At 35.9% G+C, this 11851-nt stretch carries 11 protein-coding genes and 1 riboswitch; of the genes, 2 read left to right on the top strand and 9 right to left on the bottom strand.

The window, feature by feature from the left end:
- Positions 1-184 precede the first annotated feature (184 nt).
- Positions 185-1378, bottom strand: a complete 1194-nt coding sequence (locus ACQV2P_RS08140) for a cation:proton antiporter (protein WP_428894868.1) — start codon at positions 1376-1378, stop codon at positions 185-187.
- 43 nt (positions 1379-1421) lie between these two features.
- Positions 1422-1504: riboswitch (Fluoride riboswitch) on the bottom strand.
- Between the two features lie 386 nt (positions 1505-1890).
- Between ACQV2P_RS08140 and ACQV2P_RS08135 the strand changes: the two genes are divergently transcribed.
- Positions 1891-2544: a YitT family protein gene (locus tag ACQV2P_RS08135; protein WP_428894867.1), complete on the top strand. Its 654-nt coding sequence runs from the start codon at positions 1891-1893 to the stop codon at positions 2542-2544.
- A gap of 12 nt (positions 2545-2556) precedes the next feature.
- A complete protein-coding gene (locus ACQV2P_RS08130; protein WP_428894866.1) occupies positions 2557-3261 on the top strand; it encodes a YaaA family protein in 705 nt (234 codons plus the stop codon).
- 171 nt (positions 3262-3432) lie between these two features.
- Here ACQV2P_RS08130 and ACQV2P_RS08125 read toward each other — a convergent pair whose 3' ends face one another.
- The 8 genes from ACQV2P_RS08125 to brnQ form a co-directional block, all read right to left on the bottom strand.
- Positions 3433-3654 carry a helix-turn-helix transcriptional regulator gene (locus ACQV2P_RS08125; RefSeq protein ID WP_090289833.1) on the bottom strand — a complete coding sequence of 74 codons (222 nt, stop codon included), beginning with the start codon at positions 3652-3654 and terminating at the stop codon, positions 3433-3435.
- Positions 3647-3961: a DUF6442 family protein gene (locus ACQV2P_RS08120; RefSeq protein ID WP_428894865.1), complete on the bottom strand. Its 315-nt coding sequence runs from the start codon at positions 3959-3961 to the stop codon at positions 3647-3649. Before ACQV2P_RS08120 ends, ACQV2P_RS08125 begins: the two co-directional genes overlap by 8 nt.
- A gap of 301 nt (positions 3962-4262) precedes the next feature.
- Complete coding sequence (locus ACQV2P_RS08115; RefSeq protein WP_428875065.1) at positions 4263-5282, bottom strand: ABC transporter ATP-binding protein; 1020 nt, start codon at positions 5280-5282, stop codon at positions 4263-4265.
- Positions 5275-6258, bottom strand: a complete 984-nt coding sequence (locus ACQV2P_RS08110) for an ABC transporter ATP-binding protein (RefSeq protein ID WP_428873078.1) — start codon at positions 6256-6258, stop codon at positions 5275-5277. Before ACQV2P_RS08110 ends, ACQV2P_RS08115 begins: the two co-directional genes overlap by 8 nt.
- Before the next feature lie 11 nt (positions 6259-6269).
- On the bottom strand, positions 6270-7247 hold the full coding sequence (gene nikC, locus ACQV2P_RS08105) for a nickel transporter permease (protein WP_428881943.1): 978 nt from the start codon (positions 7245-7247) through the stop codon (positions 6270-6272).
- Positions 7248-7259: 12 nt separating this feature from the next.
- A complete protein-coding gene (locus ACQV2P_RS08100; RefSeq protein WP_428873076.1) occupies positions 7260-8189 on the bottom strand; it encodes an ABC transporter permease in 930 nt (309 codons plus the stop codon).
- A 63-nt stretch (positions 8190-8252) separates the two neighbouring features.
- Positions 8253-9773 carry an ABC transporter substrate-binding protein gene (locus tag ACQV2P_RS08095; protein ID WP_428873075.1) on the bottom strand — a complete coding sequence of 507 codons (1521 nt, stop codon included), beginning with the start codon at positions 9771-9773 and terminating at the stop codon, positions 8253-8255.
- A 575-nt stretch (positions 9774-10348) separates the two neighbouring features.
- Complete coding sequence (gene brnQ / locus ACQV2P_RS08090) at positions 10349-11665, bottom strand: branched-chain amino acid transport system II carrier protein (protein ID WP_428875067.1); 1317 nt, start codon at positions 11663-11665, stop codon at positions 10349-10351.
- Between the last annotated feature and the right edge of the window lie 186 nt (positions 11666-11851).

Here is an 11851-nt window from a genome sequence, read left to right as displayed (position 1 = left end):
AAAATCACCCATTTAATCAACTTAGAAACAGAAAAAACTGTTAATCATAAGCGAGTTCAACAAAAATTAGGCTAGGTGTCACCGATTCAATACCGACAACAAGCAGCCTAACAGAGGTATTTTTTATTCTGTCCCATTTATGGGGTACAGTGCCACAACAGATCATGATGGCTTTTTGTGCTAATTATTTGACTGAAGTATCCTCATGTTCTAACCAAAGCGGCGCAAAATAATCAATAAAGATAGCGCCTAATGGAGCTGTTATTAAAATAGATACAGTGGCGGCTATTAAAATTAAAGAACCACTAGCAATACCAGCCATTAATGGGAGTCCACCGAGGGAAGCTTGAACCGTAGCTTTTGGTAAATAAGCTCCCATAATAAAATAACGCTCTTTCTTTGCAAATGGTGTCTTTAAAATGGATAAAGCAACCCCCAACATACGGAAAATAAGACCTATTACAATAATGATTACTATCGGCCAGCCCGCTTCTAAGGCTAAACTCGGATTGACAATCACTCCTAGGAAGACAAAGAGGAAAATTTCAGCAAACTGCCAAATTTTTTGATACGAGGCTGTTAAAGTGACAGCCCTTTGCGGCGCTTTCTTTTGCACAATTAGGAAAATCACTAAAACAGCAAGCACACCTGAATAAGGCATGATGTCAGTTAATAAGCTCTCTAAACCAAGAACTAAAAAAGAAATAGCTAAAGAGACAATTAAAGCTTGTTGCCCTTCCCACTGATAGCGGTTTAAGAAATAACTTAAGCTATGCCCCACTAAAAACCCCAAAAATATTCCTGTGACTACTGAAATAGGTGCAGATAATACCGTTGATGCTGAAACACCTTGACCTTGAGCTAATTGCATAAAGGCTGCAAATAATACAAAAATTAAAATATCATCTGCTGTCCCGCCTGCTAAAATCATTTGAGGAATGGCCTGTTTAGTTCCTAATCCTCGGTCAATTAACCCCACCATTCTCGGTACTAATACCGCAGGTGATACAGCCGCCAGTACACTAGCTAATAAAAATGAATCAACATAAGATATGTTTAAAAGATAAGGTCCAATCAAACCAATAGCTAAAATTTCACAAATTGCAGGTAAAAAACACATTAAAATAGCTGGTCTTCCTACTTTAATTAAATCCGAAAATTTTAAAGTTAGTCCAGCTCTAATCAAAATAATCATCAAAGCAATTTGACGAATTTCTCCCGCCAAATGTGTTAATTCACCAGATAATAAATTGAAAACATTTGGACCTAAACAAATACCTAATACCAAATAGGCTAACAGTTTTGGTAAGTTAATTTTTTCGAATAGTTTTCCAAACAACCACCCCAATATCAAGACAAGCCCTAAACTCCACAACATTGCTTTTCCTCCTTTAAAATACAAAAACTTCTGTATGCCAAAAAAGCATACAGAAGTCATCAGCTAATTAGCGGTTTATCTACCTTGCTGAAGGTAAATAGGAAGTACTTCATTTCCTTTAAATCTTAGTTTACCCTATTCTATTTTGTTAGGCAAGCTAAACTTTTAAGAAAAGCAATAATTTTAAAAGGGTAATTTTATTTGCCAAATTCCTAGTTCGTGCTATAATTTTTATAGTATCGTTTTACGATGGATACTGGTTCGTTCATTTCGATCAGTAGGGTTTATCTGATGCTTATATCGTCGATAAAGAGCCTAGTTGAAACCTGATGTGGGGTCTGCAAAGGCTAAAAAGATTACTAGAAGCTCAGAGTTTTACCAAAAGAAAAATTAGCAAACAAAAAAAGCATCCATACCATCTTAAGATTGCCGTACGAGGTTAGCCTACGACACAAGCAGTCTTTTTTTGTGTCCTAATGAGACTTCGTGTAATAAAAATTAGGAGTGTAAATATGCTTAAGCGCTTTTTGAGTCGCTTTTTATTAAGTAAAAAAGAAATATTGGTTATTGCATTAGGAGCCTTTATCATGGCTTTTGGCTTGGTGAACATTCATATACCCGCTAAAATTACAGAAGGGGGTGTCATTGGTTTAGTTCTCTTCTGCTATCATTTCTTTGACTGGGAGCCATCTAAATTAAGTTTTTTAGCAGATATTACTTGCTACCTTATTGGCTTATCCTTATTAGGTAAAGATTTTATTCGCCGTGCCATTCACGCATCCTTTCTATTTGCTGTTTTCTATCGCCTTTGTCTTTGGATGGGACCTGTTCTTCCAAGCCTTTATGATAGGCCTTTATTAGCTGCTATCTTAGGAGGCGTTGCAATCGGCGTAGGATGTGGTTTATGTATCAGTCAAGGTTGTGCCGCAGGGGGCGATGATGCTTTGGCAATGGTTATTTCTGAGAGGGCCTACGTCTCGATTACAAAAGCCTATCTGTTAACAGATGGCGTGGTTTTATTACTTTCACTGCTATATATTGCTCCACAACACCTGATCTTTTCTTTTATTACCACTTTAGTTTCATCAACAATTATTGGTCAATTCGAACTACATTTTCCTAGCTTTGACTTACCAAAAGCTCCATCCGTTGCTAAAGCCCAATAAAGGAGTGTGCCTATGACTTTAATTATTTTCTCTCCCAGTAAAGAGATGGATACGATAGTCGGTAATGGTTTAATACCACAATCAGATCCCGTCCAAGCCATTATTAAAGAGCTTGCCTTAAAAGATACGACTGAGTTAGAAAAACTCTTTAAATGCTCAGCTGAACTTGCTCAAGATATCTATCATCGTTATCAAGTCATTAATAAAAAAACAGCTCGTCCTGCCTATCAAGTCTATCAAGGCCTAGCCTTTCGGCAAATCAAATGGGATAAAATAGACTTGAACTATGCTAAAAACCATCTTAAAATTCTGTCTGCTTTATATGGGCCAATCTCTCCCATTCAACCAATCAATCCCTACCGTTTAGACTTTAATACCTCGCTAAAAATCAAAAATCAAAGCTTGAAAAGCTTGTGGAAAGCTCACTATAATAAAGCTTTCGAAGAACAAACCGTCATTAATCTCGCTTCTAATGAGTTTGCTTCTTTACTAGACCCTAAAAAAATGCAACTCATTCAAATTAACTTTTATAAGGATATAGAATTAAGTAAAAAAGCACCCTCAGCCACCAGTAAAAAATTGAGAGGGGCTCTACTCAACTATTTACTACAAACAAAATCTTTAGATTTAAATACCTTTAAAGCATTTAAGGCCTTTGAATATAGCTATGCCAATGGTGATTTCGAAAACAAAGAAATTAACTACTGTCTCAATTAGTAAAATATTCAAAATCTAAAACCCTCTTAAAACAACTTGATAAGGTGTTTAAGAGGGTTCTTATTTAAATCAATTTCATTTATCTGCTGGAAACTCTACAGATTTTACCTACATTTTAAACTATATTCTATAAAATCTTAGTTAAGAATAAATTTTGATTAAAATATCGTATTAATTATCTCCAGTAGATAGATAAAAAATTTCTTCAAATTTCTTATCGAGTGCTAAACATAGTAAATAGGCTAATTTTGCAGTTGGGTTATACTGACCTGTTTCTATTGAGGAAATAGTATTTCGAGATACTCCAACCATTTTTGCCAATTCTTCTTGAGTTAGTTTTAATTCTTTTCGTAAACCTTTTAGATTATTCTTTAGTTTTAACTTTTCATCCATAATAAAGATCCTTTAAAAAAAACACTATTGCAACTATTCCCACTATAAACAATAGGATAAACAAAAATAAATATTTTATTTCTTTCCTTGCAAAGTATTTATATAATTCTCCTACCCCAATTGAAAGACACAGCATGGCAAGAATATCCAAAAAAGGGAGATTCTGCGATTCTTTAATAGCGGAAATAAATGCAGCGATACCAATTAATGCCCTCGAAATCCAAACGCTCGATTTATCATTAACAAAAATCTCTCCCTCATCTTTTTTTTCCTTTTGAGCCAGCTTTAAAAAATCATCTTTTTCCAAGTTTATCTCCCCTTTGCCATGTTTACTTTTCTTAAATTGTATATTTGCAAAGTTAACTTGTTAAGATAAAAATTTATTATCTTCAATAATTACGAAAAAACTATGAATTGATTGGCTCAAACATCTCCTTCGCATAAATCCTCTGACTTAGAAAGCTTTTATGAGAATAAAGCTTTTAACTACGCTTATATGAAAGGTAATTTCCAAAAGAAACAAATCAACTATTGCTTAATGAAATAAAATCATTATAAAAATCCCTTCTAACTACCTAGTACAGAGGTGTTTTAGAAGGGATATTAATTTAAATCAATTTCATCTGTTCTTCAGGAAATTCTACCGACTGTGCAAATTTAATATCATTGTATAAGTGACATGCCACAAAGTGACCCGGTTCAACTTCTCTGAGTTCAACTGGAGTTGTCTTACAAATCTCCATACAGTGTTTACATCTACCAGCAAAACGACAACCCTCTGGAGGGTTCACCGGACTTGGTACATCTCCTTCTAAGAAAATCCGCTCTCGTTTAACTCCAACTTTTGGAATCGGAATAGCTGAAAGTAAAGCTCTCGTATAAGGATGTAATGGATTTTCAAAAATCCGATCATAAGTACCTAATTCCACGATCTGACCAAGATACATAACAGCTATCCGGTCAGAAATATGCCGAACAACTGATAAGTCATGTGAAATAAAGAGATAAGTCAGACCAAATTCCTCTTGCAGTTGATCCATCAAGTTTAAGATTTGAGCCTGAATGGAAACATCCAAGGCAGAAACCGGTTCATCTAAAACAAGAAACTTCGGTTGAAGAATAAGTGCCCTAGCAATACCAATTCTTTGACGCCGTCCGCCATCTAATTCATGTGGGAATGAACCAGCTAACCGTCTAGCTAGACCTACCGTCTCCATCATTTTATACACTTTTTGCTCTAATTCAGCCTGGTTTCTTGTCAATTTATTAACACGTAAGGGCTCAGCTATTAAGTCAAAAGTGGACATCCTTGGATTAAGAGAAGAGTAAGGGTCTTGAAAAACTATTTGCATCTCTTGACGCATCAAGCGCATTTCTTTCAAGCCCTTGTATTCCATAATGTTCTTACCTTCAAGGTAAATCTCACCGGCCGTTGGTTCATGTAAACGAATAATGGCACGTCCTGCCGTAGACTTTCCACAACCAGACTCACCCACTAGACCCAAAGTCTCACCTTTTTTAATATCAAAACTAATATTATCAACCGCTTTTAAATCACCGGCTTTAGTGGGGAAATATTTTTTAAGATTACGCACACTAATCAATGCTTCTTGATTATTGTTAGTCAAGGTTTTCTCCCCCTTCCTGGTTATATAAATGACAAGCTACATAGTGACCAGGTTTTACTTCACGATATTCTGGAAATTTATACTTACAAATTTCCATGCAATGTTTACATCTTGGATGGAAGCGACAGCCTGACGGTAAATCCGAAGGGTCCGGTGTTGAGCCAGAAATGACTTTTAATTTATCCACATCTTCATCGGCACTTGGAATGGAATCAAACAAACCTCGCGTATAAGGATGCAGTGGTTCTTCATATAAACTCTCAACAGAAGCATGTTCCACAATCGTACCGGCATAAATAACCGATACATAGTCGCAAATTTCAGCGACTACACCTAAATCGTGAGTGATTAAAATCATTGATGTATCGTATTTATCTTTTAAATCTTTCATTAATTCTAGTACTTGTGCTTGAATGGTTACATCGAGAGCCGTTGTCGGTTCATCGGCAATAATTAATTCCGGATTACATGCAAGAGCCATCGCAATAACCACCCGCTGCTTCATACCACCAGAGAATTGATGTGGATAGTCATTCAATCTTTCTTTACGGATTCCAACTAACTCTAACATTTCTTCTGCTTTTGCAACGGTTTCTTCTTTAGTAAGATCTTGATGGAGTTCGATAACTTCCTTAATTTGATCTCCAACGGTCATTATCGGATTTAATGAAGTCATTGGATCTTGGAAAATCATCGAAATTTTATTGCCTCGGATATTGAACATATCCTTTTCTTTAACATTCATTAAGTCTTGATCTTCAAGTAAGATTTCACCTGAGGTAATCTTACCAGGAGGATCTTGAATTAATTGCATAATAGCTAAAGCCGTTGTTGTTTTTCCTGCACCAGTTTCTCCAACTAACCCCAAGGTCTCTTTCTTACCGATTGACAGATTCAAATTATTAACTGCGTATACAGTTCCTGAATCTGTCTCATATTGTACACTAACATTTCGTAAGTCTAATAATTCCACCATAATCTTTCCCCCTAGCGCTTCAGCTTAGGATCGAGTGCATCACGCAGACCATCCCCTAAGACATTTAATGCAAAAATCGTTGTAACAATAGCCAGTCCTGGGAAGAGGGTCATATGTACAGCATCTCGAATGTAAGAACGACCACCTGATAACATAGCTCCCCACTCTGGTGTTGGTGGCTCTAATCCTAAACCGATAAAACTTAAACCAGCAGCATTAATAATTGCATAGGCAACCCCGAGGGTCGCTTGAACAATAATCGGTGCCATACAGTTTGGAATGATATGTTTTAAGATAATTCTAAAATCACTCGAACCATTTGCTTTAGCTGCTTCCACAAATTCCATATCACGAATAGAAAGCACAGAGGAGCGTACTAAACGCGCATAACCGGGAATAGCTGCAATCCCTACAGCAATCATAAGGTTTGCCAATCCGGGCCCTAAAGCTGCCATAATAGCAATCGCTAATAGAATATCTGGTATCGATTGTAGAATATCAATAAAGCGCATAAGCATATTATCTACTCGACCACCATAATAACCTGTCACTGCTCCAATCGCTACACCAATAATCAGTGAAATCGATACCGAAATAAATCCAACTTTTAGGGAAATTCTTGATCCATAAATAACCCTAGAAAAAATATCACGACCCAAATCATCTGTTCCAAATAGATGTTCTGAACTTGGTGGTGCAAATTGATTTTGTAGGTTTTGTTCAGCAAAACCATAAGGAGCAATCTGATCTGCAAAAATAGCCACTAATACCAAAAGTCCAATAATAAAGAGACCCACCATTGCCAATTTATTACGTTTCATACGAATCCAAATGTCTTGCAGACCACGGAAGCGACCACGCTTATGTTCTTGCTCTTTCAGATAATGGTCCTTTACAACTGAATGCTCTTCTTCCATTCCGCTAACTATCTGATTACGGTCTAATTCAGCTACTTCATCTTTTTCAGAGTTTAATTTAGGATTTTCCATGTTGATACCCCCTTACACATATTTTGTCTTAATTCGTGGGTCAACATAGGTATATAGGATATCCACAATTAAGTTAACAATACTAAAGGTTACCGCCACAAAGAGAACACATCCCAGAACCATCGGCATATCACGCATCTTGATGGAGTCAACCATCAAACGACCAATACCAGGAATTGAGAAGATTACCTCTGTCATTAAGGCTCCCCCCATAAGCTGACCAAACTGAGTACCGACAATTGTAATGATTGGAATCAAGGCGTTTCCAAGCGCATGCTTCCAAACGACAACATTTTGCCGCTGACCCTTGGCTTTTGCTGTTTGAATATAGTCTTGTCGAATAACTTCCAGCATTGAAGATCGAGTCATCCGCGTAATAACCGAAACGGACTGGGATCCCAAGGCAACAGCAGGAAGAACCATCTGAGATGGCATTGAAAATCCTGATGATGGGAACCAGCCTAGTCTAACAGAGAATAACATAATAAGTAAAAGTCCTAACCAGAATACTGGCATTGAAATACCAATTAAAGCAAAAACCATAGCGATATTATCAAAAATAGAATACTGTTTAATCGCACAGATAATTCCAATTGGAATACCTAATAGAACAGCAAAAGAAATGGAAAGAAATGCTAATTTTATTGTAGCACCTGCTCGGTTAAAAATCTCAGCTGCAACTGAAGACTTAGTAATATAGGAAGTTCCTAAATCTAATTTAGTAAATACATTCTTAATGTAACGACCAAATTGTACTAAGAACGGATCTTCTAATCCCATTTCTAGTCTTAAAGCCTTAACTGCTGCCTCAGAAGCAGAAGGTCCTAAAGCATTTCGTGCAGGATCTCCTGGAGTGATATAAAGCAAAGCAAATACAATAAAAGAGACGCCTAAAATGACAGGAATTAAATACAGTAGCCTTTTTAATATATATTTTAGCATGTTTTAACGCACCCTCTTCTTTAGATAGAGGAGATGTTTCCATCTCCTCTAGAATACAATGAACTATTTTTCTCCCTTAGTTACCGGCGCTAATTGATACCATCCAAATGGAGAAAGTTTAATATTTTTAACATCTTTTTGAGCACCCACTGTCAATTCTTTATTGTGCTCTGGAATCCAAGCTGTGATATCCATTAAATGTTCTTGTGCTTGACGGTAAAGGTCTGCACGCTCCTCATCATCTTGAGAGAAACGGGCTTCTTCTAACATCTTATCTAACTCATCATCTTCAAGATAGATGTAGTTACCGCCTTCACCTTTAGCTGAAGAGTGGAAGCATGGATATAAGAAAGTATCTGGGTCTGGAGAATCTGCTGTCCATGCAATTTCAAACATATCGTGTTTACCATTCTTAATTAACTCGTTAAATGCTGACCATTCTAATACGTTTATTGAAACATCAATACCTACTTCTGATAATTGTTCCTTCATAGCAGTTGCCATATCAATCCGGTCTTTGTTTTCATTAGTTGAAATAGAAGTTTCAAAGCCATCTGGGAAACCAGCTTCTTCTAGTAATTCTTTCGCTTTTTCAACGTCGCGTGCACGTGGCTCATATTCATCAGAGATAGAATAAGCTAACGTAGGTGACATTACACCTGTAGCTGTTTGACCTAATCCTTTAAATACAGCTTTAACGATCGAATCAATGTCAATTGCATAAGAAATCGCTTCACGAACTTTTGGATCATTAAATGGTTCTTTAGCAATATTAAATCCTAAATAAGTTGTCCCATAGTCAAAAGATTTCAATAATTGTAATTTATCATTGTTTTCAACCTTCTCAAGATCAATTGCTGAGATGTCATAAGCAATATCTACCCCACCAGATTCCAACTCAATCACACGGTTACTTGGTTCAGGGATTACACGGAAAATTAAATTCTTGTATTCAGTTTTTTCCCCATGGTAATCATCAAAACGTTCCATTTCAACAGAATCTGCCTTGGTCCACTTAACAAATTTCACAGCGTTAGTTCCTACAGGATTACGTGCGTAATCATTACCTGCTTCGTTTACTGCTTTTTCATTTACGATATATGCACCAGGGTGGCATAAAGCAGCTAAAATACCAGAAAACGGCTCAGTTTGTTTAAATTCTACTGTATAGTCATCAGTAGCTTTTACAGAGTCAATATCGATTGTTTCGAATAAGTGCTTCACGTTTGGTGCTTCAATCGCACGTTTTAGAGAAAAAACAACGTCAGATGCCTTTAATTCTTCTCCATTATGGAATTTGATCCCTTGTTTTAATTTAAAAACGTATGTTGTTTCATCAGGTTGATCAAAACTTTCAGCCAAGCTAGGTTCTGCCTTACCCTCATCATTGATTTTAACTAATCCCTCATATATTTGAGTCATAACATGACTGGACTGGTTATCATTGGTGGCAATCGGATCGAGTGAAATTGCATCCCCAGATACAGCAACTGTTAAAGTTTCGCCACTTCCTCCACCAGAACAGCCTACTAATAAAAATACGCCCATTAACAATAACGTAAATAATCCTAATTTTCTTTTCATCATAATTGCTCCTTTATTTATTTGAAAAATCAACTCTCTTAAAAGTGAAGTTTTTCACAAAGACCAGATAACAATAACTTACCCATTATCCTCCTTCCATAAATATTCATTCCGTTGCAAGCGGATTCATATTTTCAGTCTACCTTTTACCTGTTTATTTGTCAACGCTTTCTTTATTGACATACAGCTATCTTTTAAAATTTTTATTTTGCTCTAAAATATAATATGAGTAACTATCAAAAAATTTATTGATTTATTTAGTGAAATTTTTTAGTTAATTTTTGGTTAATATTTTATTTATATTGTGAATAAATAAATATGAACGACCTTTATTTTTTTGTTGAGCATATTATTCATTTAAATAGTTTCTTTTCTTTGATTTTCTTCACAATCTTTATTGGATAAGAACGACTTTATTTCAATGAATTAAGTAATTATAGATTGTGCATTCTCTAGATCAAAAAATTCAATAAAAAAATACTGGATCTAAGTCCAGCATTTTTTTATCACTTTATTGAAATGTTAATTTGAAAATAAATTATTAAAAATTTTATTAGGCAAATGCTTTAATTTCTTTAGACAGTAAAGTCTAAGCTTTGGGAACGGTCGACAAAAATAACACTGACTAAAGTTCCAAGGACGAGAGTTGGAATCCATGCAAAGCCAATTTTTACTAGGGGCATATCTACAAGCCACTTCCACTCGATGACTTTAGCGTTCAATAGAACAGAAAAAAAGCTAACTAATAAGACGAACAGTAGAGGTAATAAAAATTGCATTCTGTTAAGTGGTCGCACTTTATGTAAGATGACAAGGAAAATAAGAGACATCGTGACAGGATAAATTATCTCTAAAACAGGACCACTAGTCGCTATAATTTGATCCAATCCTTGATTGGCCATTAACCATGACACAGCAGTCATTATGATAACATGATTTTGATAGGAAATCTTAGGGTATAGATCATGAAAAAACTGACTAATTGCTGCTACTAGGCCACAAGCGGTGGTTAAACAAGCTAAAAAGACAATAATTCCTAACAAAGCAACACCGGATTGCCCCATAGCATTATTTGCTATAGTCTGTAATAGAAAAGTTCCAAGATTTTGACCTTCAGGCAGAGCCTCTGTTAGACTAATATGATTACCAACCCATGCTAGACCAAAGTAGAAAAGTCCCAATAAGCTTGCTGCAATTAATGAAGCCTTGCTTCCTTCTTTTAATAGTGTTTTTTGATCAAAGACACCTTTTGTTTCAAAAGCACTTTTAACAACAATAGCAAAGGCTAATGTGGCAAGTGTGTCCATAGTAGCATAACCCTTAACAAAACCTTCAGCCAAAGGATTGTTTTGATATGCTATTTTCATCGGAGCAGAAGGTTCATTTGTTCGATAAAGGAAATAGGATCTTACTAGAAAAATGACTAAGGAAATTAACAAAGCTGGCGTCAGCCACTTGCCAATCGCATCAACTATCGAATTCTTATTTAATGAAATCCACAAAACAAGGCCAAAAAAGACGAAGGTAAATAGGGCTAAAGTAATCCCATTAGCGTTAGATATATATGGAAGAGCGGACATCTCATAAGTAGTTGTGGCCGTCCGCGGAATAGCAAACAAGGGCCCTATGATTAAATAGTTACAAGTTAATAAAACAATCGCAAAGACAGAGTTAATTTTACTCAAAGCATTAAAATAACCGCCTTTTAAACTTGAGCCAACAATCATCGACAATAATGGCAACCCGACGCCGGTAATGATGAAACCTAAAATAGCTGGTAATAAACTCTGACCTGCTTCGTGGCCGAGAGCAACTGGAAAGATTAAGTTACCTGCTCCAAAAAACATGGCAAATAACATAAAACCAATAGCTAATAGATCTTTCTTCTTCATACTAATCCCTCCAGAAAATAAAGTAGGTTTATTTTATTAAAATTGCATGAGGATTTCAAGAGGAATTTCTAATAAAAATTAAGTAAACGAATTCATTTATACAATCAAAAAAGCTGGCCATTAGCCAGCTTCAGACTGAAGACAAACCCTTCTTTGAGGATGACTCATACAGGGTTTGTCTTTGTT

This window comes from Facklamia sp. P12932, from assembly GCF_050409545.1.
Taxonomy (GTDB): domain Bacteria; phylum Bacillota; class Bacilli; order Lactobacillales; family Aerococcaceae; genus Facklamia.
This window is presented reverse-complemented; position numbering and strand designations above follow the sequence as displayed.